At 66.4% G+C, this 25,754-nt stretch carries 21 protein-coding genes and 1 pseudogene; 18 read left to right on the top strand and 4 right to left on the bottom strand.

Annotation, left to right across the window (positions count from 1 at the left end; genetic code table 11):
• Positions 1-111 precede the first annotated feature (111 nt).
• Positions 112-993: a translation elongation factor Ts gene (tsf, locus tag J7J08_RS02190; protein ID WP_214901091.1), complete on the top strand. Its 882-nt coding sequence runs from the start codon at positions 112-114 to the stop codon at positions 991-993.
• Positions 994-1,378: 385 nt separating this feature from the next.
• Here tsf and J7J08_RS02185 read toward each other — a convergent pair whose 3' ends face one another.
• Positions 1,379-2,074, bottom strand: coding sequence for an AIM24 family protein (locus tag J7J08_RS02185; RefSeq protein WP_214901089.1), 696 nt, complete (start codon positions 2,072-2,074; stop codon positions 1,379-1,381).
• A 180-nt stretch (positions 2,075-2,254) separates the two neighbouring features.
• Between J7J08_RS02185 and J7J08_RS02180 the strand changes: the two genes are divergently transcribed.
• From J7J08_RS02180 to J7J08_RS02110, 15 genes and pseudogenes are all read left to right on the top strand, one after another.
• Positions 2,255-3,760 carry a GGDEF domain-containing protein gene (locus J7J08_RS02180; RefSeq protein WP_214901087.1) on the top strand — a complete coding sequence of 502 codons (1,506 nt, stop codon included), beginning with the start codon at positions 2,255-2,257 and terminating at the stop codon, positions 3,758-3,760.
• Between the two features lie 124 nt (positions 3,761-3,884).
• Entirely contained in the window at positions 3,885-4,613 is a 729-nt protein-coding gene (pyrH, locus tag J7J08_RS02175) for a UMP kinase (RefSeq protein WP_102946686.1), read from the top strand.
• Positions 4,614-4,660: 47 nt separating this feature from the next.
• Positions 4,661-5,218 (top strand): ribosome recycling factor, encoded by a 558-nt coding sequence (gene frr / locus J7J08_RS02170; protein WP_214901085.1) that lies wholly within the window; start codon positions 4,661-4,663, stop codon positions 5,216-5,218.
• 5 nt (positions 5,219-5,223) lie between these two features.
• Positions 5,224-5,994: a polyprenyl diphosphate synthase gene (uppS, locus tag J7J08_RS02165; protein ID WP_214901083.1), complete on the top strand. Its 771-nt coding sequence runs from the start codon at positions 5,224-5,226 to the stop codon at positions 5,992-5,994.
• On the top strand, positions 5,991-6,815 hold the full coding sequence (locus J7J08_RS02160; RefSeq protein WP_214901082.1) for a phosphatidate cytidylyltransferase: 825 nt from the start codon (positions 5,991-5,993) through the stop codon (positions 6,813-6,815). The genes uppS and J7J08_RS02160 overlap by 4 nt, the downstream gene beginning before the upstream one ends.
• A 2-nt stretch (positions 6,816-6,817) precedes the next feature.
• Positions 6,818-8,008 (top strand): 1-deoxy-D-xylulose-5-phosphate reductoisomerase, encoded by a 1,191-nt coding sequence (locus J7J08_RS02155; RefSeq protein WP_214901080.1) that lies wholly within the window; start codon positions 6,818-6,820, stop codon positions 8,006-8,008.
• 34 nt (positions 8,009-8,042) lie between these two features.
• Positions 8,043-9,401, top strand: a complete 1,359-nt coding sequence (gene rseP / locus J7J08_RS02150; protein ID WP_214901077.1) for an RIP metalloprotease RseP — start codon at positions 8,043-8,045, stop codon at positions 9,399-9,401.
• Positions 9,402-9,474: 73 nt separating this feature from the next.
• Positions 9,475-11,841: an outer membrane protein assembly factor BamA gene (bamA, locus tag J7J08_RS02145; RefSeq protein WP_214901075.1), complete on the top strand. Its 2,367-nt coding sequence runs from the start codon at positions 9,475-9,477 to the stop codon at positions 11,839-11,841.
• A 660-nt stretch (positions 11,842-12,501) separates the two neighbouring features.
• The gene (lpxD, locus tag J7J08_RS02140) at positions 12,502-13,524 is read left to right on the top strand and encodes a UDP-3-O-(3-hydroxymyristoyl)glucosamine N-acyltransferase (protein ID WP_214901073.1); all 1,023 of its coding nucleotides are present in this window, start codon (positions 12,502-12,504) and stop codon (positions 13,522-13,524) included.
• Positions 13,521-13,976: a 3-hydroxyacyl-ACP dehydratase FabZ gene (gene fabZ, locus J7J08_RS02135; RefSeq protein WP_214901071.1), complete on the top strand. Its 456-nt coding sequence runs from the start codon at positions 13,521-13,523 to the stop codon at positions 13,974-13,976. Before lpxD ends, fabZ begins: the two co-directional genes overlap by 4 nt.
• Entirely contained in the window at positions 13,973-14,758 is a 786-nt protein-coding gene (gene lpxA, locus J7J08_RS02130; RefSeq protein ID WP_214901069.1) for an acyl-ACP--UDP-N-acetylglucosamine O-acyltransferase, read from the top strand. The genes fabZ and lpxA overlap by 4 nt, the downstream gene beginning before the upstream one ends.
• An 8-nt stretch (positions 14,759-14,766) precedes the next feature.
• A pseudogene (gene lpxB, locus J7J08_RS02125) lies at positions 14,767-15,948 on the top strand (lipid-A-disaccharide synthase); the annotation flags it as partial.
• Complete coding sequence (locus J7J08_RS02120) at positions 15,945-16,595, top strand: ribonuclease HII (protein WP_214901064.1); 651 nt, start codon at positions 15,945-15,947, stop codon at positions 16,593-16,595. The pseudogene lpxB and the gene J7J08_RS02120, both read left to right, overlap by 4 nt.
• A gap of 201 nt (positions 16,596-16,796) precedes the next feature.
• Entirely contained in the window at positions 16,797-20,378 is a 3,582-nt protein-coding gene (gene dnaE / locus J7J08_RS02115; RefSeq protein ID WP_214901062.1) for a DNA polymerase III subunit alpha, read from the top strand.
• 97 nt (positions 20,379-20,475) lie between these two features.
• Positions 20,476-21,435: an acetyl-CoA carboxylase carboxyltransferase subunit alpha gene (locus J7J08_RS02110; RefSeq protein ID WP_214901060.1), complete on the top strand. Its 960-nt coding sequence runs from the start codon at positions 20,476-20,478 to the stop codon at positions 21,433-21,435.
• Positions 21,436-21,607: 172 nt separating this feature from the next.
• On the opposite strand, the gene J7J08_RS02105 is transcribed toward J7J08_RS02110, so the two are convergent.
• Positions 21,608-22,063 carry a CopD family protein gene (locus J7J08_RS02105; protein ID WP_214901058.1) on the bottom strand — a complete coding sequence of 152 codons (456 nt, stop codon included), beginning with the start codon at positions 22,061-22,063 and terminating at the stop codon, positions 21,608-21,610.
• A 127-nt stretch (positions 22,064-22,190) separates the two neighbouring features.
• Between J7J08_RS02105 and J7J08_RS02100 the strand changes: the two genes are divergently transcribed.
• Positions 22,191-22,784 (top strand): class I SAM-dependent methyltransferase, encoded by a 594-nt coding sequence (locus tag J7J08_RS02100; protein ID WP_214901056.1) that lies wholly within the window; start codon positions 22,191-22,193, stop codon positions 22,782-22,784.
• A gap of 161 nt (positions 22,785-22,945) precedes the next feature.
• Positions 22,946-24,259, top strand: a complete 1,314-nt coding sequence (phaZ, locus tag J7J08_RS02095; RefSeq protein WP_214901053.1) for a polyhydroxyalkanoate depolymerase — start codon at positions 22,946-22,948, stop codon at positions 24,257-24,259.
• Positions 24,260-24,297: 38 nt separating this feature from the next.
• Here the strand turns inward: phaZ and J7J08_RS02090 are convergent, their stop codons facing one another.
• Entirely contained in the window at positions 24,298-25,308 is a 1,011-nt protein-coding gene (locus tag J7J08_RS02090; RefSeq protein WP_214901051.1) for a sensor domain-containing protein, read from the bottom strand.
• Entirely contained in the window at positions 25,305-25,670 is a 366-nt protein-coding gene (locus J7J08_RS02085; protein ID WP_214901050.1) for a PadR family transcriptional regulator, read from the bottom strand. Before J7J08_RS02085 ends, J7J08_RS02090 begins: the two co-directional genes overlap by 4 nt.
• Between the last annotated feature and the right edge of the window lie 84 nt (positions 25,671-25,754).

Raw genomic sequence — 25,754 nt, 5'->3', positions numbered from 1 at the left:
GGCGCCTGGCGCCCGCCGCTCCTGTCCGCTGCCACTGGCGCGACGACAGGATGCTGTCACATGGGCCGGCCACCATGCCGGCCCAGCCCCTTTCTTTCGTGAGGAATTCCCGTGGAAATCACTGCTTCCCTGGTCAAGGAACTGCGCGAGCGCACTGGCGCCGGCATGATGGAGTGCAAGAAGGCACTCACCGAAGCCAACGGCGACATCAACGCCGCTGCCGAAGCGCTGCGCAAGTCCGGTGCGGCCAAGGCCGACAAGAAGGCTGACCGCATTGCCGCCGAAGGCCGTCTGGGCCTGGCCCAGGCCGACGGCAAGGCCGTGCTGGTCGAAGTCAACTCGGAAACCGACTTCGTCGCCAACGACGTGAACTTCAAGAACTTCGTCAATGACGTCGCCGCTGCCGCACTGGCATCGGGCGTCTCCGACGTGGAAGCGCTGAAGAGCGCCCCGCTGGCCAATGGCCAGACCGTCGAAGAAACCCGTGCCACCGCGATCCAGACCCTGGGTGAAAACATCCAGATCCGTCGCATGATCAAGCTGGACACCACCGGCAACATCGGCGCCTACGTGCACACCAACGGCAAGGTTGGCGTCCTGGTCGACCTGCACGGCGGCGACGTCGAGCTGGCCCGTGGCCTGGCGATGCACGTTGCCGCGCTGAAGCCGCCGCACAACAAGGCAGGCGACGTGCCGGCCGACTTCGTGGCGAAGGAAAAGGAAATCGAACTGGCCAAGATGTCCGAAAAGGACAAGTCCAAGCCGGCCGACATCCTGGAAAAGATCATCAGCGGCAAGATCAACAAGATCGTCAGCGAAGTGACCCTGTACGGCCAGCCGTACGTGCTGGACAGCGACAAGACTGTCGAGCAGGTCGTCACCGCCGCCAAGGCGGACGTGGCTGGCTTCCAGCTGCTGATCGTGGGCGAAGGCATCGAGAAGGTGGTGGAAGACTACGCCGCCGAAGTGATGAAGCAGGCCGGCCTGGCCTGATTGATCGCCTGAAGCGATGAAACGAAGAAGCCCGGCGAAAGCCGGGCTTTTTTGTGGGTGTTGTGCTGTCGAAGTTGGCGCGAAGAGCAGCGTTTCAATTGCTACGAGTCGGGGAGGCCGACGGGCAGCCCCAGATAGTTGGTCGCGATGCGGCGAGAAGAGCAGCCGGGCAAAGCCCGGCTCTACCCCATTCCCGTGGCCACCCGCCCACTATCGAAGGGTCGGCGGGGGTGGGTTTGCGGGACCGTAGAAAACATGGATGTTTTCTACGAGCCTACACGGACGTATTCACGGCGTGTCCCGCAAACCCACCCCCGCCGGCCCAAACCACGCTCACTCGCAGACTGCACGCTTTTGGCTTTGGCTTTGGCTTTGGCAGTCGACCTCAGCCCTTCGCCTGGAACGTCACTTCCTCATACGGCTGCACCACCACCCAGCCCTCGCCGGCGAAGCGCAGCTGCAGGGTTTCGCCCGAGCCGCGCCCGACCAGCGTGCCCAGCGAAATGTCGGTGACGATCTCCGGGGTCAGCGAGCCCGACCAGGCCACCGTCGCGTTCGGATCGGTGAACACCGGCCCGCCCTGCGCGGTGACCGGCAGCGTCAGCGGCTCGTAATGCGAGGTGATCGCGACGATCCCGTGACCACTCAGGCGCATGTTGAACAGCCCGCCCGACAGCATCCCGGCCACCCGGCGCATCATCGTGATCTTCGACTCGATGCCGGTCTCGAACGCCAGCACGTCGTTGCCGTTGACGAAAATGGATTCGCCGGCCAGCCGCAGCAGCGTCACCTGCTTGCCCGCATCGGCCAGGTAGGCCCTGCCCTGGCCCTCGATCTTCATCAACTGCAGGCCCTCGCCGCTGATCATCTTCTTGAACAGCGTGCCCAGGCCCTGCTCCAGCAACCCCTGGCGGGTGAACTTCACCGCCCCCTTGCGCGCCACCATCGAGCCGGCCTTGGCCCAGACCATGCCGTCCACCCGCACCTCCAGCATGTGCAGGCTCTCCAGCTCGAACACGTCGGAGCTGACGTCCTTTTCATGCGTGGTGGCGAGGAATTCCTGTAGCGACTTCACGGCCATGTGGTCCATCCTTTTTAATTGGAGGCCGAATGGTACCCGCGCACCCATCGCTTCGCAGCCCCGGACGCCACTTGCCCCCCCCATCCGCCAGCGGATGGGGTACCAGAGACCCCATCGCCCAGTCCACGCGATCTGTCCGCACTCCATGTATTCTTGCCGCATCACCTCAGTATTCCCGCCATGCCTCCCGAGCTGACAGCCGCCCTGGCGCTCTGCCGCAACCTACCCTCGCCTCCCGGTATTGCCCTGCGCATCATCGAACTGGCGCAGGACCCGGAAACCGACATCACCACCGCCGCCGACGTCATCGCCATCGACATGGCGCTGAGCGCGCGCATGCTGCGCATTGCCAATTCGCCGCTGTATGCCAGCCGCCGCCGGATCGAGAACCTCGGCCAGGCGCTGACCATGCTGGGTCTCAACGCCACCATCAGCCTCGCCCTGGGCTTCACTGTCATCCAGCACCTGACCGCCCCCGACCAGGGCCAGGGCCAGGACGTGCGCGAGCGCGCATGGCGGCGCAGCATCCTCAGCGCGCTTGCTGCCAGCCTGCTCGGCCAGGCCCGCGGCCTGCGCAAGGCCGAGGAACTCATGCTGGCCGGCCTGCTGCAGGACATCGGCGTGCTCGTGCTGGCCCAGAGCGAGCCCGAACGCTACCTGCCGCTGCTGCGCCAGGCCCGCGACAACGATGGCCTGGTCGCCCTCGAGCGCGAGCACCTGGAGTGCACCCATGCCGAGGTCGGCGCCTGGATGGCCGAGCAGTGGGACCTGCCGCGCTACCTGGTGGAGGCCATTGCCCGCAGTGAATCCCCGGCTGCGGCCGAAGACAACTTCCAGGCCTGCGTCGCCCTCTCCGGCGCCGTGGCCGACATCTGGCTCAGCACCGATGCCGACGCTGCCCGCGAACACGCCCTGCAGCAGGTCAATGAAACCCTGAAGCTGGACAGCGCCCAGTTTGACCAGGTGCTGGCCCGCATCCGTGAAGCCCTGCCCGAGATCAGCGCGCTGTTCGAGACCACCCTGATCTCACCGGCGCGCGTGCAGCAGTTGATCGACCACGCCCAAGAGCTGGCGACCCTGCGCAACCTGCGTGAAATGCAGGATGCCGCCCTGGCCCGCCAGCGTGCCGACGAGTTCGAAGCGCGCGCCAACCGGCTGGCCGAGCAGGCGCACCGCGATGCCCTCACCGGCGTACTCAACCGCCGCCAGCTCGAGGCCGTGCTGGAACAGGAGTTCCTGCGCGCCACCCGGCATGGCTGGCCGCTCTCGGTGGCCTTCATCGACCTGGACGACTTCAAGAAGATCAACGACGCCCACGGCCACCTGCTCGGCGACCAGGTCCTGCGCCAGTTCGCCACCAAGCTGCAGGAGCACCTGCGCAACAGCGACACCGTGGCCCGCTTCGGCGGCGAAGAGTTCATCGCCCTGCTCCCCAACACCACCGAAGGGGTGGCCCTGGACGTGGTGCGGCGGGTGCTGGCCAGCATCGTCAACACGCCGATGGCGGAAGTGGCCGATGGCCCGCTGTTCGTCACCTTTTCCGCCGGCGTGGCCACCCAGGGCGGTTATGAGCGTTTCGCCGATGTTCAGGACCTGCTCAAGGCCGCTGACGACGTGCTTTACCGTTCCAAGAACCTGGGCCGCAACCGCGTGATTGCGCGTTCACCGGGAACTGCCACGGCCTGAATGGAGTCAGGAACCGGCAATTCCACGCCGTGGCAGGGCTGCGCCGCAGTGCAGCAGATTTTCCACGCCGAGTGCCGCCGCTTCCAGTAGAATTCCCGCGTTTTCCACGCATCCAGAGGCCACCATGTCCAATCTCACCTATCGCCGCATCCTGCTGAAAGTTTCCGGGGAGGCACTGATGGGAGATGAGGACTACGGCATCGACCCCAAGGTCATCAACCGCCTGGCGCGCGAGGTGATCGAAGCCCAGCAGGCCGGCGCCGAAGTGGCGCTGGTCATCGGCGGTGGCAACATCTTCCGCGGCGCCGGCCTGGCCGCAGGCGGCATGGACCGCGTGACCGGCGACCAGATGGGCATGCTGGCCACCGTGATCAACGCGCTGGCCATGCAGGATGCACTGGAGAAGCTCGGCGCCAAGGCGCGCGTGATGAGCGCGATCAAAATCAACGACGTGTGCGAGGATTACATCCGCCGCCGTGCCATCCGCCACCTTGAAAAGGGCCGCCTGGTGATCTTCGCCGCCGGCGTCGGCAGCCCGTTCTTCACCACCGATTCGGGTGCCGCGCTGCGGGCCATCGAAATCGGCGCGGACCTGCTGCTCAAGGCCACCAAGGTCGACGGCGTCTACGACAAGGACCCCAACAAGTACAGCGACGCGGTCCGTTTCGACTCCCTGACCTACGACGAAGTGATCCGTCGCGGGCTGGAAGTGATGGACACCGCTGCCTTCGCCCTGGCCCGCGACAGCGACCTGCCGCTGCGCGTATTCGACATGGGCCAGCCGGGCGAACTGCTGAAGATCCTGCACGGCGAGAACATCGGCACCCTGGTCCGGGGCCGCGACAACGCCTGAGAGGGGATATAATCGCCCGATTCCCAGTGACATCCAGGATTCGGGCGATGCTCAACGATATCAAGCAGGACGCGCAGACGCGCATGGCAAAGAGCATTGATGCTCTGAAGCACACCCTCACCTCCATCCGTACGGGCCGTGCGTCGCCGTCCCTGCTCGACCGCGTCGTGGTCCGGGCCTACGGCAGCGAAGTGCCGCTGAGCCAGGTCGCGCAGATCTCCGTGTCGGAAGGCATTTCGCTGGTCATCAACCTGTTCGACAAGGGCATGATCAAGGACGTCGAGAAGGCCATCTATGCCTCCGACCTGGGCTTGACCCCGAACGTGTCCGGCACCGTAATCCGCCTCAACCTGCCGCCGCCGACCGAAGAGCGCCGACGCGAGCTGGGCAAGCAGGTGCAGAAGGAAGGCGAAGGCGCCAAGATCGCCGTCCGCAACATCCGCCAGGACGCCAACAAGGCCATCGCCGCCCTGCTCAAGGACAAGGCGATCAGCGAAGACGACAAGAAGCGCGGCGAAGACGACATCCAGAAGCTGACCGACAAATCCATCAAGGACGTCGACAGTGTCGTAGCCGAAAAGGAAAAGGAACTGATGTCGGTCTGAGCGCCATGACCCAGGCCCCGACCAGCAGCTCCACCGCCGCCGTGCCCCGCCACGTTGCCATCATCATGGATGGTAACGGACGCTGGGCACAGAAGCGCCGTCGCCCGCGCGTCATCGGCCATCGGGCCGGTGCGCGCGCGGTCAACCGCACCATCGATTTCTGCCTGGAGCGCGGCATTGCCGCGCTCACGCTGTTCGCCTTCTCCAGCGAAAACTGGGGCCGGCCGAGCGAGGAAGTCGACGCGCTGATGAAGCTGTTCCTCAACGCCCTGGACCGCGAGGTGGATGAACTCCACCGGCGCGGCGTGCGCGTGCGCTTCATTGGCGAACGCGAGCGCTTCGGTGCCGGCCTGGTCAGCCGCATGCAGCTGGCCGAACAACGCACCGCCGGTAACACCGCCATGACCCTGAGCATCGCCGCCAGCTATGGTGGCCGCCAGGATATCGCCCGTGCTGCAAGCGAACTGGCCGCCGAGGTCGCGGCCGGGCGCCTGTTGCCCGAACAGATCGACGAAGCGCTGCTTGGCAGCCGCGTCGCGCTGGCCGACCTGCCGGCACCGGATCTGTTCATCCGTACCGGCGGGGACACCCGCATCAGCAATTTCCTGCTGTGGCAGCTGGCCTACACCGAACTGTGGTTCACCGAGGTGCTGTGGCCGGAGTTCGACGCCGCCATCCTGCAGCAGGCGCTGGACGCCTACGCTGTACGTGAACGCCGCTTCGGGCTGACCAGCGCCCAGATCGCCGCCCTGGCCACCGAGACGCCCACCCCATGACCAAAACCCGAGTCATCGCCGCGCTGATCATGGCGCCGGTCGCCATCGCCGCCATCCTGCTGCTGCCCACCCAATGGCTGGCCGCCGCCGCCGCCGCCGTGTTCCTGATCGGCCTGTGGGAATGGCTGAAGCTGGCCGACGTCGAAGACACCCTCGCCCGCACCGTGCTGCTGGTGCTCAACCTGGTGCTGATGGTGCTCATCGTGTGGGCCGATGCCGGCACCCTGGTGCTGTACCAGATTGCCGCGCTGGTCGGCATCGGCTGGTGGTTGCTGGCCCTGTTGTGGCTGCGTTTCTTCACCTTCGGCGCCGAGCCGGGCAGCCGCGCACGCGCGCTCAAGCTGCTGGCCGGCAGCCTGGCGATCGTGCCCGCCTGGGCCTCGTTGGTGCTGATCCACGCCAGCAGCGGCAAGGGCCACCTGTGGTTGCTGACCGCGCTGGCTGTGGTCTGGGCCGCCGATTCGGGCGCCTACTTCGCCGGGCGCACCCTGGGCCGCACCAAGCTGGCCCCGCGCATCAGCCCCAACAAGACCTGGGAAGGGCTGGGCGGCGGCATGCTGGCCGGCCTGCTGGTGGCACTGGTGTTCGGCTGGATCGCCGGGGTCTCGCCAGACCATGTGGTCGGCCTGGTCATCACCACGGTGGTCGCCGTGTTCGCCTCGGTGCTGGGCGATCTGTACGAAAGCCTTCTCAAGCGCCATGCCGGCGCCAAGGACTCGGGCCACATCATCCCGGGCCACGGCGGCGTGCTGGACCGCATCGACGGCGTGTTGGCCGCGCTGCCGGTGTTCGCGCTGGGCAAGGAAATCTTCGGATTCTGAGCATGCAGAGCACCACCGCCCCCCGCCGGGTCGCCGTGTTCGGTGCCACCGGCTCGATCGGCGCATCCGCGCTGGATGTGATCGCCCGCCATCCCGACCGTTACCGCGCGACGGTACTGGCGGCCGGCACCCAGGTGCAGGCGCTGGTCGCCCTGTGCGTCCTCCACCGGCCCGCACACGCGGTGATCGCCAGCGAGGCGCTGTACGCCGAGCTGCGCGACGGCCTGCATGCAGCCGGCCTGGACACCCAGCCACATGCCGGTGCGGACGCGCTGGACCAGCTGGCCGCCAGCGATGCCTGCGACACCGTGGTGGCCGCCATCGTCGGCGCGGCCGGGCTGTCGTCGACCCTGGCCGCCGCCGAAGCCGGCAAGCGGATCCTGCTGGCCAACAAGGAATCATTGGTTCTGGCCGGTGAGCTGCTGATGCAGCGTGCCACCGCTGCGGGCGCCGAGATCATCCCGATCGACAGCGAGCACAGCGCCATTTTCCAGTGCCTGCGCTCGCGCGATGCCAGCCTGGACCCGGCGGGCGTGCGCCGGATCCTGCTTACCGCGTCCGGCGGCCCCTTCCGCGGGCGCACCCGGGCCGAGCTGGCCGAGGTCACGCCGGCGCAGGCGGTTGCCCACCCGAAGTGGTCGATGGGCCCGAAGATCTCGGTGGATTCGGCGACTTTGATGAACAAGGGGCTGGAAGTCATCGAGGCCCACCACCTGTTCAACATCCCCGGCGAGCGCATCGACGTGCTGGTGCACCCGCAGAGCCTGGTGCACTCGCTGGTCGAGTTCGTCGACGGCTCCACCCTGGCCCAGATGGGCCTGCCGGACATGCGCACCACGCTGGCGGTGGGCCTGGGCTGGCCGCACCGGATCGAATCGGGGGTGAGCGGGCTGGACCTGCTCACCCAGGGCCGGCTGGATTTCGAAGCGCCAGACATCGAGGCTTTCCCCTGCCTGGGCCTGGCCTGGGAGGCCATGGCCGCCGGCGGCACCGCCCCCGCCGTGCTCAATGCAGCCAATGAAGTGGCCGTTTCAGCGTTTCTTCAGGGGCGGATCGCTTTCCTAGCCATTCCGAACCTGGTCGCTAACGCTCTTTCAACACTGCCTTCGGCGTCCGCCGATACACTGGAGGGCCTGTTGGCTGCCGACCAGCACGCCCGCCAGATCACCCAAGCCGCCATCGACCACGCCTGAATGCCCTTCCCGCTCCTTTCCCGCGACGTCCACCATGGGTGAATTCATCGGCTCCGTCTGGTGGATGATCGTCAGCCTTGGCCTGCTGGTGACCTTCCATGAGTTCGGTCACTACTGGGTCGCGCGGCGCTGTGGGGTGAAGGTTCTGCGCTTCTCCGTGGGCTTTGGCAAGCCGCTGTGGATGCGCCGCAACCGCAACGGCACCGAATTCGCGATCGCGGCGATTCCGCTCGGCGGTTACGTGAAGATGCTGGATGAACGCGAGGTCGAGGTGCACCCGGCCGAGCGCGGCCTGGCCTTCAACCACAAGAGCGTCTGGCAGCGCATCGCGATCGTGGCAGCCGGCCCGCTCGCCAACCTGGTGCTGTGCGTGGTCCTGCTGTGGGCCATGTTCGTGCTGGGCAAGCAGGACTATTCCGCCACCATCGGCCGTACCACCGGCATGGCCCAGGTGGCCGGGCTGCAGACCGGCGACCGCGTGCTGAGCGTGGATGGGCGCAGCGTGGTCACCGCCGGCCAGGCCAGCATGGCCCTGACCACGGCGGCCATGGACCGCCATGACGCCCAGCTGGAGGTGCGCGACGCGCAGGACGAGGTGCGCACCCGCACCCTGCCGCTGTCGCAGCTGCCAGCGGGCTTCGATGAACGCTGGGTGGCCTCGCTCGCCGGCCTGACCTGGCAGTTCCACCTGCAGCCGGCGCTGGTCGAACAGGTGGTGCCTGATTCTGCCGCCCAGGGCGTGCTGCTGCCGGGCGACCTGGTACTGGCCGTCGATGGCCAGCGTATCGATGCGGCCGACCAGGTCTCCCCGGCCATCCTTGCACTGGGCAAGCGGGGTGGCCCGGGCATGATCGAGGTCCTGCGCGGCGATGACCGCCTGGCGCTGGATGTCACCCCGCGCCAGGGCAAGGATGGCCGCGGCCAGCCCACCTGGCAGATCGGCATCGGCTTCCCGCAGGCCAGCGCGCCAGCCTACGACACCACCCTGCAGTACGGCCCACTGGCCGCGATCCCGGCGGCGCTGCGCGAAACCGCGCGCGCGGCCGGCGATTCGCTGGGCATGATGCGCCGCATCGTCACCGGCAATGCCTCGCTGCAGAACGTTTCCGGCCCGGTCACCATCGCCCGCGTGGCCAACCAGACCGCCCAGCGGGGGCTGGACTGGTTCCTCTGGTTCCTGGCGGTGCTGTCGCTCAGCCTGTGCATCATCAACCTGTTGCCCATCCCCATCTTGGACGGCGGGCACCTGCTGTATTACCTTATCGAGTTGGTCAAGGGCAGCCCGCTTAGCGAGCGTGCCATGGCGGCGGGCCAGTACATCGGCCTGGCCATGCTGGCCGGACTGATGGGACTGGCGTTCTACAACGACATCCTCGGTCTGTTCCCGCGATGAACTTTTACCCTTTTGTCGTCGTCTTATGCGCCGGCATCCCGCAACATCGTATTCGACTCCAACCGGACGTGACATGACGCGACTCCCCAATCGCCGCCTGCTTGCCCTCGCACTCGCCGCCGGTTTCGGCGCGCCCGCCCTGGCCCAGGCAGCCGAGCCCTTCACCGTCAGCGACATCCGTGTCGACGGTCTGCAGCGCATCACCTCCGGTACCGTGTTCACCTACCTGCCGGTGGAACGCGGCGAGACGCTGACCGACAACAAGGTCGGCGAGTCCATCCGTGCCCTGTACAAGACCGGCTTCTTCGAAGACGTCCAGCTCCAGCGGCAGGGCGACATCCTGGTGGTCACGGTCAAGGAACGCCCGGCGATCAACAAGCTGACCGTCACCGGCAACAAGGACATCAAGAGCGACCAGCTGCTCAAGGGCCTGAGCGACATCGGCCTGACCGAAGGTGGCACCTTCGACCGCCTGAGCCTGGACCGCGTGACCCAGGAGTTGCGTCGCCAGTACAACGACCGCGGCAAATACAACGTCGAGATCACCCCGACCGTCAGCCCGCTTGACCGCAACCGCGTGGACGTCACCATCGCGATCAAGGAAGGCAAGGCCGCCAAGATCCAGCACGTGAACCTGGTGGGCACGGACAAATTCGAATCCAAGGACATCCTGGAAACCTGGGAATCCAAGGAGCACAACTGGGCCTCGTGGTACCGCCGCGATGACCAGTACTCCAAGGAAAAGCTGTCCGGTGACCTGGAGAAGCTCAATGCCTGGTACCTGGACCGCGGCTACGTGGATTTCAGCATCGATTCCACCCAGGTCTCGATCAGTCCCGACAAGCGCGACATGTTCATCACGGCCGGCGTGACCGAGGGTGAGCAGTACAAGATCTCGGAGATCAAGGTCACCGGCGACACCATCCTTCCGCAGGAAGACGTGGAGCGCATGCTGATCCAGAAGGCGGGCGACACGTTCTCGCGCGCGCTGCTGGAGTTCAGTTCGGATGCCATCACCAATTCGCTGTCCAACATCGGCTACGCGTTCGCCAAGGTGAACCCGATCCCGACCAGCAACCGCGCCGACCGTACCGTGGCGATCAACATGCAGGTCGTGCCGGGTCCGCGCGTGGGCGTGCGCCGCATCGTATTCAAGGGCAACACCCGCACGTCCGACGAAGTGCTGCGCCGTGAAATGCGCCAGTTCGAAAACAGCTGGTACTCGCAGGCCGCGATCGACCGCTCCAAGATCCGCCTGCAGCGCCTGGGCTACTTCGAATCGGTCGATGTCGAAACGCCGCCGGTCACCGGCAGCAACGACCAGGTCGACGTGGTCTACAACGTCAAGGAAACCACCTCGGGCAGCTTCGTGTTCGGCCTGGGCTATTCGCAGTCCTACGGCATGACCACCTCGGTGCAGCTGTCGCAGAACAACTTCCTGGGCGGTGGCAACCGCGTGTCGGTCGAAGCCTCGCGCAGCAGCTACCTGCAGCGTTACGGCTTCTCCTACACCAACCCGTACTTCACCGATGACGGCGTGTCGCTGGGCTACAACCTGTCCTGGCGCGAGCTGGATTACTCCGACTTCAACACCGCGCAGTACAACAGCACCAACGGTGCGGCGCAGGTGGTGTTCGGCGTGCCGATTACCGAGAACGACACCGTCTCGCTGATGGTGGGTATCGACAGCAACCAGATCACCACTTATCAAGGCGCTACGCCGCAGTCGATCATCGATTACATCGATGCCATCGGCAGCCGGACGTTCCACTCCTGGCGCACCGAGCTGGGCTGGGCGCGCGACACCCGCAACGACTACTTCATGCCCACCCGCGGCATGTACCAGCGCGTGGGACTGGAAACCACCCTGCCCGGCTCCACGGTGGAGTACTACAAGCTGAATTACCAGGTCTCCAAGTACTGGCCGATCATTCCGTCGCTGGTCATCAATACCCGCGCCGAAGTCGGCTACGGCGACTCGTACGGCAATGATGTCTCGCGCGTGCTGACCAACCCGGATGGCACCACCCGCGTGGTGACCGCCTCGGGCCTGCCGTTCTTCGAGAACTTCTACGCCGGCGGCACCAACTCGGTGCGCGGTTTCGAAGACAACACCCTGGGCCCGCGTTCGGAGCCGACCGCGTCGTACAGCCGCGGCCAGCCGCTGGGTGGTTCGCTGAAGACCGTCGGTTCGGTCGAAGCCTACTTCCCGCGCCTGTTCGACAGCCCGTCGGCGCGCGTTTCGGCGTTCTTCGACATCGGCAACGTGTACAGCGGCACGAACAACTTCGATGCCAACGAACTGCGTGCCTCGGCCGGTGTTGCCCTGCTGTGGCGCGCCCCGGTCGGCCCGATCTCGATCAGCTACGCCTTCCCGTTGAAGAAGGAAGATGGCGACGAAATCGAACGCTTGCAATTTACCTTCGGCGGTCAGTTCTGACGAACCGGCCACGTTGCAGAAACGCCGGGCATGCCCGGCGTTTTTGTTTTTGGCGAAAGGCGAAAGGCGAAAGGCAGCGTTTCGGTTTATACGTGCAGGGGCGGCCGGCGGGCAGCCCCGCTCCGGGACACGCCGTGAACCCATCCATGGGGGCTGCTAGAAAACATCCATGTTTTCTAGCGTCCCTCCGGGGGCTACCCGCCGGCCGCCCCCACATATGGTCGTGTGCGGTGAGAAGAGCAGCCAGGCAGGGCCTGGCTCTACGCTGTTGCGAGGTGGGGTCGGTCGTCAGACGACTGCCGTGAACCCGTCAACGCCCGGTAACGCACCAAATTGATCGGCATGGCAGGCCGGCCGAAGGTCGGCACCCGCGTTTCCCGTGGCCACCGGCCAACCGTCGGAGGGTCGGCGGGTGTGGGGGTACGGGGGCTTTGCGAAACATGGATGTTTCGCAAGAGCCTACAAGGACGTATTCACGGCGCCCCCGTACCCCCATACCCGCCGGCCCACGCCACGGACATCTGCAGACCAGGGCTGTTCGCCTGGATCCAACAGCAGCCGGGCAGAGCCCGGCTCTACGCAGCCTGTCGAATGCCAACGGTAGAGGGGGACCGAGCAGCCCAACATGACCGAAGTCACGGCACACGGTAAACTCCCGGCGTGAATACTCCTTCCTATACCGCCCAGCAACTCGCCGAGCAGTTTGGCCTGCAGGTCCATGGTGATGGCAGCACCGCCATCCGTGGCGTGGCCACGCTTGCCCATGCCGGCCCCGGCCAGCTGACCTTCCTGGCCAATCCGCGCTACCGCGCCCAGCTGGTCGACAGCCAGGCCGGCATCGTCGTGCTGCGCGCCGAGGACGCCGAGGCGGCGCCCGGTACCGCACTGATCGCCAAGGATCCGTACACCACCTTCGCCAAGATCGGCGCGCTGTTCGACATCGCCCCGACCCGCCCGCCGGGCATCCACCCCAGCGCCATCATCGACCCCGACGCCCAGGTCGCAGCAAGCGCCCATGTCGGCCCGTTCGTCACCATCGGTGCGCGCAGCGTGATCGGCGAGAACTGCATCATCGGCGCCGGCAGCATCATCGGCGAAGACTGCAGCCTGGACAGCGGCTGCGAATTGATCGCCCGCGTCACCCTGGTCACCCGCGTCAGGATCGGCAAGCGCGTGCGCATCCATCCCGGCGCCGTGCTGGGCGCCGATGGTTTCGGCCTGGCGATGGACGCTGGCCACTGGATCAAGGTGCCGCAGCTGGGCGGCGTGCGCATCGGCGATGACTGCGAGATCGGCGCCAATACCTGCGTGGACCGCGGCGCCCTCGAAGATACCGTGCTCGACAACGACGTGCGCCTGGACAACCTCGTCCAGATCGCCCACAACGTCCAGATCGGCGCCCACTCGGCCATCGCTGGCTGCACCGGCATTGCCGGCAGCGCCAAGATCGGCCGTTACTGCCTGCTCGGCGGCGCCGTCGGCGTCGTCGGCCACCTTGAGATCTGCGACAAGGTGGTGATCACCGGCAAATCCGTGGTGCGCAACTCCATTACCGAACCGGGCGAGTACTCGTCCGGAACCCCGTTGACCGACAACCGCACGTGGCGCAAGAACGCCGCGCGCTTCAAGCAGCTCGATGCCCTGGCCCGTCGCATCCTGTCTGTGAGCAAGGAGAAGGAATGAGCCACGAACAGAAGCTGCCGGACATCACCCAGATCCAGGCGTTGATCCCGCACCGCTACCCCTTCCTGCTGGTCGACAAGGTCGTCGCGATCGATTACGAGAAGCGCACCATTGTTGCCACCAAGAACGTCAGCATCAACGAACCGTTCTTCCAGGGCCACTTCCCCAGCCAGCCGATCATGCCCGGCGTGCTGATCATCGAAGCCATGGCCCAGGCCGGCGGCGTGCTGACCCAGCTCACCCTGGGCCGCGACGCGCAGTCCAAGCTGTTCTACATGGTGAAGGTCGACAAGGCCCGCTTCACCAAGCAGGTGGTGCCTGGCGACGTGCTGGAAATGCACGTGGAGATCAAGCGCGTGATCCGCAACATGGCGGTGTACGACTGCGTGGCCAAGGTCGACGGCGAAGTCGTCGCCTGCGCCGAAGTGCTCTGCGCCGGCACCCGCGAATGAACGGCCCGCTCATCCACCCCACCGCGTTCATCGACCCGTCGGCGAAACTGGCGGCGGATGTACGTGTCGGTGCGTTCTGCCTGATCGGTGCCGATGTCGAGATCGGCGAAGGCACCGAGATCGGTCCGCACTGCTCGATCCACGGCCCGACCCGGATCGGCCGCAACAACCGTTTCATCGGCCACGCCGCGATCGGTGGCGAGCCGCAGGACAAGAAGTACAACGCCGAACGCACCGAACTGGTGATCGGCGACGACAACGTGATCCGCGAGTTCGTCACCATCAACCGCGGCACTGCCGGCGGCGGTGGCATCACCACGGTCGGCAACGACAACTGGATGCTCGCCTACACCCACGTCGCCCATGATTGCCACGTGGGCAACCACTGCGTGTTCTCCAACAACACCACCCTGGCCGGCCACGTGAGCGTGGGCGACTACGTGATCATCAGCGGCTTCGCCGGTGCGCACCAGTTCTGCCGCATCGGTGCCCACGCCTTCCTGGGCATGGGCGCGCTGACCAACGGCGACGTGCCGCCGTTCACCATGGTCGGCAGCGATTCGCTGGGCCGCCCGCGTGGCATCAACAGCGAAGGCCTCAAGCGCCGCGGCTTCGATGCCGAGCGCATCGCCAGCATCAAGCGCGCCTACCGCACCCTGTACGTGGCCGGCCTGCCGCTGGCCGAAGCCAAGGTACAGCTGGCCGAACAGGCTACGCACAGCGCAGACGTCAAGGACATGCTGGACTTCATCGAGCACGCCGAGAGGCCCCTGCTGCGATGACGGGGACGGGCTCATCGCGACCGTTGCGGATTGCGCTGGTCGCCGGCGAAGCCTCCGGCGACCTGCTCGGTGCGGGCCTGGTGCGCGAACTGCAGCAGCGTTTCCCGAACGCCGAATTCGCCGGTATCGGCGGCGATGCCATGCGCAACGCCGGTTGCCTGACCTGGTTCGACGCCAGCGAGCTGGCGGTGATGGGCCTGGCTGAAATCCTGCGCCACCTGCCGCGCCTGTTGAAGCTGCGCAGCGAGTTCCGCACGCGCGTGCTGGAGTGGCAGCCGGACGTGTTCATCGGCATCGACGCCCCTGACTTCAACCTGGGCGTGGAGCGCTGGCTGAAGGAACGCGGCATCACCACCGTGCACTACGTCAGCCCGTCGGTCTGGGCCTGGCGCGAGAAGCGTGCCGAGAAGATCGGCGCCAGTGCCGACCTGGTGCTGTGCCTGTTCCCGATGGAACCGCCGATCTACGCCCGGCATGGCATCGACGCGCGCTTCGTCGGCCACCCGATGGCCGACGACATCCCGTTGCACAGTGACCGCGAAGAAGCCCGCGTGGCCCTGGGCCTGCCGGCCAACGCCAAGGTGCTGGCGGTCCTTCCCGGCAGCCGACTGGGCGAGATCAGCAAGCTGGGCGGCGCGTTCTTCGAAGCGGCATGGCAGGTCTCCGAGCGCATTCCGGGCCTGCACGTGGTGGTCCCGGCGGCCAACCCGGCCTGCCGCGCGTTGATCCAGGAACAGCTGTCGCGCTCGGCGCTGCCGGTGGCGTACTCGCACCTGCTCGATGGCCAGGCGCGCACGGCAATGATCGCCGCCGACGTGGTGGTGCTCGCTTCGGGCACGGCAACGCTGGAAACGATGCTGGTCAAGCGTCCGATGGTGGTCGGTTACCGCGTGGCGGAGCTGACCTACCGCATCGTGAAGGCGCTCGGCCTGATCAAGGTCGACCGCTTCGCGCTGCCCAACATCCTGGCGGGCAAGGACCTGGCGCCGGAGTTGATCCAGCACGACTGCGTGCCGGACAAACTGGCCGCGGCGATCCTGCAGTGGTTCGACCATCCGCAACGCGGTATCGACATCCAGGCCACCTACGACCAACTGCACCTGCAGCTGCGCCAGGACGCCTCGGCACGCGCTGCCGACGCAGTGGCGGAACTGGTGGCACGCAAGCCGCGCGGGAACGCGGCGGCATGAGCCGCCGCCACGCCGCGGCAGCATCGCTGGCGCTGTTCGACGGCGCGGCGCTGGCCACGGTTGCGCCCCGCTATGTGGCCGGCGTTGACGAAGCCGGGCGCGGCCCGCTGGCCGGTCCGGTGGCGGTGGCGGCGGTGGTGTTCTGCCCCGACCGACCGCGCCTGAACGGCCTGGACGATTCCAAGCAGCTCACCGCGCTCCGCCGCGACCAGCTGTTCGACAGGATCCAGCAGCGGGCGCTGGCCTTCCATGTGGTGATGGTGGATGTGGACGAGATCGACACCCTCAACATCTTCCAGGCCACCATGCTCGGCATGCGTCGCGCCGTCGACGCGGTGTCGCATGTGGCCCAGTTCGCGCGCATCGACGGCAACAAGGTCCCCAAGGGCCTGCCCTGCCCGGCCGAAGCCCTGATCGGCGGCGACGCCCTCGACCGCGCCATCATGGCCGCCTCGATCCTGGCCAAGGTCAGCCGCGACCGCTACATGCTGCAGCTGCATGAGCAGCACCCCGAATACGGTTTCGACCAGCACAAGGGCTACGGCACCCCCGCCCACCTGGCCGCCCTGCGCGAGCACGGCCCCTGCCCGCATCACCGCCGCAGCTTCGCGCCGGTGCGTGAGTGCGGAGTCGCCAGCCTCGCGTAGAGCCGGGCTCTGCCCGGCCGCTCACCGATCCGCGCCACGTGAAGCCGTATGGGAAGAGCCCCCTTCTTGTTGAAGGGGGCGCGCCACCGGCGCGGGGTTGAGGATGAATGCCCGGACATCACGCGCCGCAGGGGCGTGATGTCAAGGCTTGTCCGTACTCCCCCCCGCCGCTACCCTGACCGGGCATTACATTGGCCCGGCATGACCACTTCCCGTTTCATACATCTGCACGTCCACACCGAATTTTCGCTGGCGGATTCGACCATCCGTGTCCCGGCGAAACCGGATCAGGCTGACCCGAAGAAGGCCAAGCAGGCCAACCTGCTCAGCCGCGCGGTGGAACTCCAGCTGCCTGCGCTGGCGGTTACCGACCTGAACAACCTGTTCGCGCTGGTCAAGTTCTACAAGGCCGCTGAAACCGTCGGCATCAAGCCGATCGCCGGTGCCGACATCATGATCGCCGAAGAGGGCATGACCCCTTGGCGCATGACCCTGCTGTGCCGCGACCGCGAAGGCTATCTCAGTCTTTCGCGCCTGCTCACCCGCGCCTGGATGGAAGGCCACCGCCCCGAAGGCGGCGTGGCCGTGCACCCCGACTGGCTCAAGGCCGGTTGCCACAACCTGTTTGCGTTGGCCGGCCGCGACAGCCTGGCCGGGCGCCTGGCCGGCGAAGGCCGCCATGACCTGGCCGAGCAGCAGCTCGCCGACTGGCAACGCGTGTTCGGCGATGGCCTGCACCTCGAGTTGACCCGCACCGGCAGGGAGGGCGAGGAAGCCTTCAACCAGTTTGCCCTGGTCGCCGCCGGCCAGCGTGGCCTGCCCGTGGTGGCCAGCAATGACGTGCGCTTCCTGCGCCCGGACGATTTCAGCGCCCATGAAGCGCGCGTCTGCATTTCCTCCGGCCGCGTGCTGGACGATCCCAAGCGCCCGCGCGATTACAGCGACCAGCAGTACCTGAAATCGCCCGAAGAGATGTGCGCACTGTTCGCCGACATCCCCGATGCGATCGACAACACGCTCGCGCTGGCCGAACGCTGCAACATGGAAATGCGGCTGGGCACCTACTTCCTGCCCGACTACCCGGTGCCGGAAAACGAAACGCTGGACAGCTGGATCTGCAGCGAATCGCGCAAGGGCCTGGACGCGCGCCTGGAAAAGAACCCGGTTGCCGAAGGCAAGACCCGCGAAGATTACGTCGAGCGTCTCGAATTCGAGCTCGCCACCATCATCAAGATGGGCTTCCCCGGCTACTTCCTGATCGTGGCCGACTTCATCCAGTGGGGCAAGAACCAGGGTATTCCGATCGGCCCCGGCCGTGGTTCCGGCGCCGGCTCGCTGGTGGCCTGGGCGCTGCAGATCACCGATCTGGACCCGATTCCGTACAACCTGCTGTTCGAGCGGTTCCTCAACCCCGAACGCGTGTCGATGCCCGACTTCGACATCGACTTCTGCATGGACCGCCGCGACGAAGTCATCGACTACGTCGCGCGCAAGTACGGTCGCGAACGCGTCAGCCAGATCATCACCTACGGCACCATGGCCGCCAAGGCCGTGGTGCGCGACTCCGGGCGCGTGCTCGGTTTCCCGTACGGCCTGGTCGACGGCGTTTCCAAGCTGATTCCCAACATCCTGGGCATTTCGCTCAAGGACGCAATGGGCGAAGGCAAGGATTCGGAAATGGCATCGCCGGAGCTGATCCAGCGTTACCAGAACGAAGACGACGTGCGCGACCTGATCGACCTGGCGCGCCAGCTCGAAGATCTTACCCGCAACGCCGGCAAGCATGCCGGTGGCGTGGTGATCGCACCCGAACCGCTGGCCGAGTTCTGCCCGCTGTTCGCCGAACACGATGAAGGCGGCCGTGGCCGCAACCCGGTCACTCAGTTCGACAAGAACGACGTCGAAGAAATCGGCCTGGTGAAGTTCGACTTCCTCGGCCTGCGCACGCTCACGATCATCGACTGGGCGGTCAAGGCGATCAACAAGCGGCATGCGCGCGCCGGCATTCCGCCGGTGGATATCACCGCACTGCCGCTCGACGACGCCCCGACCTACAAGGACATCTTCGCCAACGGCAACACCGGCGCGGTGTTCCAGTTCGAATCCTCGGGCATGCGCCGCCTGCTGAAGGACGCGCGCCCCGACCGCTTCGAAGACCTGATCGCCCTGGTGTCGCTGTACCGCCCCGGCCCGATGGACCTGATTCCTTCCTTCAACGCGCGAAAGCACGGCCAGGAAGAAATCATCTACCCCGATCCGCGCACCGAAGCGATCCTGAAGGACACCTACGGCATCATGGTGTACCAGGAGCAGGTGATGCAGATGGCGCAGATCGTCGGCGATTACTCGCTCGGTGGCGCCGACCTGCTGCGCCGTGCGATGGGCAAGAAGGTGCCGGCGGAAATGGCCAAGCACCGCGAGATTTTCCGCGAAGGTGCGGCCAAGGGCGGTGTGAGCGGCCCCAAGGCTGACGAAATCTTCGACTTGATGGAGAAGTTCGCCGGCTACGGCTTCAACAAATCGCACGCTGCCGCCTACGCGCTGGTCAGCTACCAGACCGCCTGGCTCAAGCGCCATTACCCGGCGGAGTTCATGGCCGCCACGCTGTCGTCGGACATGGACAACACCGACAAGGTGGTGGGCTTCCTGGCCGAAGTGCGCAACCTTGGCCTGACCGTGCTGCCGCCGCGCGTGAACGAATCGGCGTACATGTTCGAAGCCTCCAGCGCCGACACCATCCAGTACGGGCTGGGCGCCATCAAGGGCGTTGGCCAGGGCGCGTGTGAAGCGGTGGTCGACGAGCGCCTGGCCAAGGGCCGCTATGGGTCGCTGCTGGATTTCTGCATGCGCATCGAGTCCGGCAAGCTCAACCGGCGCACGCTGGAGGCGATGATCAACTGCGGCGCGCTCGATGGCCTCGGCAAGAACCGCGCCTCGCTCATGCTGCAGCTGCCCGAAGTGCTCAAGGCCACCGACCAGATGTCGCGCGAGAAGGCCTCCGGGCAGAACTCGCTGTTCGGCGCGCCCGACCCGGTCAGCACCGCGCTGCAGCTGGACCTGCCCGAAGCAAAGGAATGGGCGCTGGGCCAGTTGCTCGACGGCGAACGCGAAACGCTGGGCTTCTACCTCAGTGGCCATCCGTTCGACCCGCACGCCGACGACGTCAAGGAACTGGTCGGCACCGACCTGGGCATGCTGGAAAAGCTCATTCCCCCTGCCCGCCCCAGCAAGGACGGCGAGAAGCGCGCCTGGCGCCAGGAAACCCCGGTGATCCTGGCCGGGCTGGTGGTCGGCGTGCGCCGCAAGGGCGAAAGCCAGGTCTTCATGCAACTTGAAGACGGCAAGGGCCGGGTCGAGTGCAGCGCCTTCACCGACGGCCTGGCAGAATTCGGCCACCTGATGACCAAGGACCGCATCCTGGTGGTCAAGGGCGGCCTGCGCGAGGACGAGTTCAACGGCGGCTATGCGCTGCGCATCCGCCAGTGCTGGGACTTCGAGGAGATCTGCGCCAATTACGCCACCCGCCTGTCGTTGCGCCTGGACCTGCGCCAGGGCGACCCGGTGTGGGCGCGGGTGAACGGCCTGCTCGACCGCCATCGTCCCGGCCGCACCCCCCTGCGCCTGGATCTGCTGCTGGGTACCGAGCAGGGCCCGGTGGCCGGCATGCTGGACGTGGCCGGCGATACCGCCGTGCGCGTGGACAGTCAGCTGGTGGACGCGCTGCGGGCCGACCCGGCGGTCCGGACGCTTAAAGTCCGGTACAGCCCGCCATGGGCCACGTAGAGCCGGGCTCTGCCCGGCTGGATCACCAGACGACCCCGTACGGGGCATTTAGACGCATTCGGCTACACTTTCCCTCTTTTCTTTACGACGGCTTCCGATGAATCCGAACTACCTCGACTTCGAGCAACCCATCGCTGATCTGGAGGCAAAGATCCAGGAGCTGCGCAGCGCAAGCGCCGGCCCGGCGGTCAATGTCGAGGCCGAAGTGCGCACCCTGCAGGACAAGCTGCGGCTGCGCACCGCGCAGATCTTCCGCAACCTGACCTCGTGGCAGGTGCTGCAGCTGGCCCGCCATCCTTCGCGCCCGTATACCGCCGACTACATCCGCATCTTCTGCGATGAGTTCCAGGAACTGGCCGGCGACCGCGCCTTTGCCGACGACAAGGCCATCATGGGCGGGCTGGCCCGCATCGGCGGCCGTTCGGTGATGCTGATCGGCCACCAGAAGGGCCGCGATACCAAGGAAAAGATCAAGCGCAACTTCGGCATGCCCAAGCCGGAGGGCTACCGCAAGGCGCTGCGCCTGATGAAGATGGCCGAACGCTTCGGCCTGCCGGTGCTGACCCTGATCGACACCGCCGGCGCCTGGCCGGGCATCGATGCCGAATCGCGCGGCCAGTCCGAAGCGATCGCGCGCAACCTGATGGAGATGGCCGAGCTGAAGGTGCCGGTGATCTGCACCGTGATCGGCGAAGGCGGCTCCGGCGGCGCGCTGGCACTGGGCGTGGGCGACCGCACCGTGATGCTCGAATACAGCGTGTATTCCACCATCAGCCCCGAAGGTTGCGCCTCGATCCTGTGGAAGGACGCGGGCAAGGCCAAGGATGCGGCCGAACAGCTGGGCCTGACCGCCCCGCGCCTGAAGGGCCTGGGCCTGGTCGACAAGGTCGTGCGCGAGCCGACCGGCGGCGCGCACCGCAATCCGGCGCAGATGGCCAAACGCCTGAAGGCCGTGCTGCTCAACGAGCTGGACGCGCTGGAGAAGCTGTCCACCGAAGACCTGCTGCAGAAGCGTTACGAGCGCCTGCGCAGCTATGGTGCGTACGAAGCGGCCTGATCGGGTTCTGCAGCGTGCAAAAAAACCGGGCCTTGGCCCGGTTTTTTTATCTTCGTCCGGATGGCGCAGCCACGCAGGGCGTGGCTCTACCGCCTTTCTGCCACCACGTTGGGCGCGCGACGCGCCCAACGTGGTAGAGCCACGCCCTGCGTGGCTGCGCCGTCCCGGCGCCTTAGAACGGCTTGGCCAATACCAGCCACACCACGCCGATGAACAGCACCAGCGGCAGCTCGTTGAACCAGCGCAGCGCGCGCGACGACGGCAGCACCCTGCCCTTCACCGCGCCCTTGAGCAGGCGCCCGGTCCAGGTGAAGTACACCAGCAGCAGCACCACCAGCCCCAGCTTGGCGTGCAGCCAACCGGCCGCGCCCGGCGCGACCATGGTCGGAAAATCGGGAATCACCTTGTACCCCAGCCACAGCACCAGCCCCAGGATCAGCGCAATGCCGAACATCATGTGCCCGAACCTGTACAGGCGCAGGCCCATCAACTGCAGCCGCTCGATCACCGGCAGCTGGCCGGCGGTCTCGCTCAGGTTGACCAGGATCCGTGGCAGGTAGAACACCGCCGCCATCCATGCCACCACGAACACCAGGTGGAAGGTCTTGACCCAGTAGTAAGACTGCATGCGCTTGCTCCGGCGGCTGGCTTGGGATGTCGTTCATTCTGGCCGATTCGCACCGTCACCGCATGCGCGACGGTTTGACGCAGCGCGGTACCATGGCAGCCGCTTCCACTCTGCCCGCCTTCCTTTCATGTCCAAGACCTACGACCAGGCCTACTTCCAGCGCTGGTACCAGCCCGACCAGACCGGCGGCGCGGCGCGCCTGGCGCGCAAGGTCGCACTGGCCGTGGCCAGTGCCGAGTACTACCTGGAACGCCCGATCCGCAGCGTGCTGGACATCGGTGCCGGTGAAGGCGCCTGGCGCGCGCCGCTGCTCAAGCTGCGCCCGCGCGTGCAGTACATGGGCTTCGACAGCAGCGGCTACGCCGTGCAGCGTTACGGGCGCAGCCGCAACCTGCACCCGGCGAAAGTCGGCGATTTCGCCTGGCTGCGGCCCTGCGCGCCGGTCGACCTGCTGGTCTGCTCGGACGTGATGCACTACGTGCCCACCCGCGAGCTGCGCCCGGCCCTGGCCGGCTTTGCCGAGCTTACCGGCGGTGTCGCCTTCCTGGAGGCATTCACCGCCGAGGACGAGTTCGAGGGCGACCATGAGGGATTCCAGGGCCGTCCGGCCGCTTGGTACCGCCGACAGCTCAAGGCCGAGGGTTTCACCCCGCTGGGTTCCCACTGTTGGCTCTCCCCCGCGCTGGTTGGACATGCGGCAGCGCTGGAGCGCGGGGCGTAGAGCCACGCCCTGCGTGGCTGCTCCACGATCCGGCACCGCGAAGCCACGCAGGGCGTGGCTCTACGCGTCTCATTTCCCCATGAAACCGAACGTATTAACGCACGCGGCCAACGGTTCCTATATGCTGCGCGGCAACATAAGACCATACATATTCGGACGTCATGCTCTATCAGCTGCATGAATTGACCCGCAACCTGCTCGCCCCCTGGGTGCACCAGGCCCAGGCCAACGCCAGGTTCTTCGCCAACCAGGGCCACTGGTGGTCGCAGATGCCCGGCGCGGACCGCCTGTCGGCGGTGAACGAGCTGTTCCACCGCATCGGCAAGGATTACGAGAAGCCTGAGTGGGGCATCAACGAAATCGAGGTCGATGGCGAGCGCGTACCGATCGTGGTGCACGAAGAAGTCAGCAAGCCGTTCTGCAAGCTGCTGCGCTTCAAGCGCCACAGCAACGAGGCCGACCAGCTCAACACCATGCTCAACCAGCCGTTCGTGCTGGTGGTGGCGCCGCTGTCGGGCCACCACGCCACGCTGCTGCGCGACACCGTGCGCACCCTGCTGCGCGACCACCGCGTGTACGTCACCGACTGGGTGGACGCGCGCATGGTGCCGGGCAGCGAAGGCGAGTTCGGCCTGGACGACTACATTGCCTACGTGCAGGAATTCATCCGCCACCTCGGTGCGGAAAAACTGCACGTGGTCAGCGTGTGCCAGCCGACCGTGCCGGTGCTGGCCGCCGTTTCGCTGATGGCCAGCCGCGGTGAAACCACGCCGCGCTCGCTGGTGATGATGGGCGGCCCGATCGATGCACGCTGCAGCCCGACCGCGGTGAACAACCTGGCCACCCAGAACCCGCTGTCGTGGTTCGAGAACAACGTGATCCACACCGTGCCGCCGGGCTACCCGGGTGCGGGTCGTCGCGTCTACCCCGGCTTCCTGCAGCACGCCGGGTTCCTGTCGATGAACCCCAGCCGGCACTTCAGTTCGCACTGGGATTTCTATGCCGACCTGGTGAAGGGCGACATGGAAGATGCCGACGCGCACCGCCGCTTCTACGACGAATACAACGCAGTGCTGGACATGCCGGCGCGCTATTACCTCGACACCATCCGCGTGGTCTTCCAGGAATTCCTGCTGCCGCGCGGTGAGTGGTACGTGCAGGGCGAGCGTGTCGATCCAGGCGCGATCACCGGCACAGCGTTGTTGAGCATCGAAGGCGAGCTCGACGATATCGCCGGCCTGGGCCAGACCGAAGCCGCGCAGGAACTGTGCACCGGTATTCCGGCCAGGCACCGTGAGCACTTCATCGTCGAAGGCGCCGGCCACTACGGCATCTTCAGCGGCCGCCGCTGGCGCGAAACCGTGTACCCGAAGGTGCGCGATTTCTTTGCCGCGAACGCGCAGGCGGCGGTGAAGCCGAAGAAGGCGGCCAAAGCCGCCAGCAACGTCACCCCGATCCGCAAGAAGGCGGGGTAACGACCGGTAGCGCCGGCCGTTGGCCGGCCCTCGGTAGGCTACAACCGCACCAGCAGATGCTTTGCCATCTGCCCGTGCAGGTGGCCGATGGCGCGCGCCAGGTGCATGGTGAGGAACAGCAGCAGCACGCCCACTGCGGCCAGCACGGGAGTCGCCCAGATCGGCAGCATCTGGTCGCCATTGAGGTAGATGCCGTAGCTCGGGACAAACATCGCCGCCACCGGTGCCCAGATGAAGGCCAGCGAGATCGACAGCAGCGTGACCGCAACGGTGAAGTACAGGATGCCCAGCGGCAGCATCAACACGAAGTACAGCAGGGTCAGCCAGGTACGCCCGTCGGTGAACATGTCGCCGATGCGCTGCAGCCAGCTGCGGCTGCGGTCGGCATAGCGCGGCCGGCGCGGCATGCGCTCGCCCAGCAGCACTTCGATCAGCCGCCCTTCCAGCAGGGCCAGGCCGCGCACCGAACCGAAGAACAGCACGGTGAGCGGAATACCGACGATCAGCACCAGCAGCCCCACCGACAGCGACAGCCCGGTGACGACCCAGGTGAAGAAGAAAGTGCCGGTTGCCAGCGACAGCAGCATGTAGAACAGCGCGCCGTAGGTGCGCGGTTCCACGGCAACGCCGAAGAAGCGGGCCAGCGCCGAACGCGGCGGCGGCACCCGGTCTGCGGGCGGCAGCGGCCCTCCCGTCGTGGCCGCTGCAATCTCCGCTGCGCCAACGGCAACCTGCGCCGGCACCACCCGCGTGATCGGCCGCACGCTGGCACTGGGCGTACGCAGCGCGCGGTTCACGGTGATCTCGGTTTCGCGGTAGATCTCGGCCACTTCCTCCGGCGCGCCATAGCTGCCGGCCACGTCGGCGATCACCTCGGCCTCGCTGCGCCCGGGCTGGGCAGCCAGTTCCGAGCGCAGGTATTCCTCCGCGTCGTACAGGGCGTCCTGCACCATCGCCGGATCGGCGTCGTGCAGGGCCGCGCGCAGCTGCGCCAGGTACTGTCCGATGGTGGTGGGCAAGCCACCGCCCCTCATGCTTTCTTCGTTCATTGCAGTACCCCTTCCAGCACGGAATCAACGGAATCTCGGGTGGCACGCCAGGCCTGGGTCCACTGCTCCAGCACCTCGCGGCCGCGTTCATTGATGCGGTAGTAACGGCGCGGCGGCCCGGCCACGGACGGTTCGATCTGGCTTTCCAGCAGGCCGCCCGCTTCCAGGTTGCGCAGCACCGGGTACAGCGCGCTCTGCTTGCCGCTCAGCACGCCGTCGCCCACCCGTTCCAGCTCCTTGGCGATCAGGTAGCCGTACAGCGGCTCGCCGGTACGGGCCAGCACCGCCAGCAGCGCCAGCGAGACGGTACCGGCACTGAGCTCCTTCTGGAACTTCTTCAGGTGGGGCTCGTGGTCGCTCATGACGATCTCCAGCTAGCGTGGAGTCAACACTAGTGCGAAGTTGGGTATAGCGAACGTGCCGTTAGTCACCCTGCCGGGTGGGTG

The organism is Stenotrophomonas sp. ISL-67 (assembly GCF_018612915.1).
Classification (GTDB): domain Bacteria; phylum Pseudomonadota; class Gammaproteobacteria; order Xanthomonadales; family Xanthomonadaceae; genus Stenotrophomonas.
Note: the sequence above shows the minus strand (reverse complement) of the source record. Positions and strands in the feature narration are given on the sequence as shown.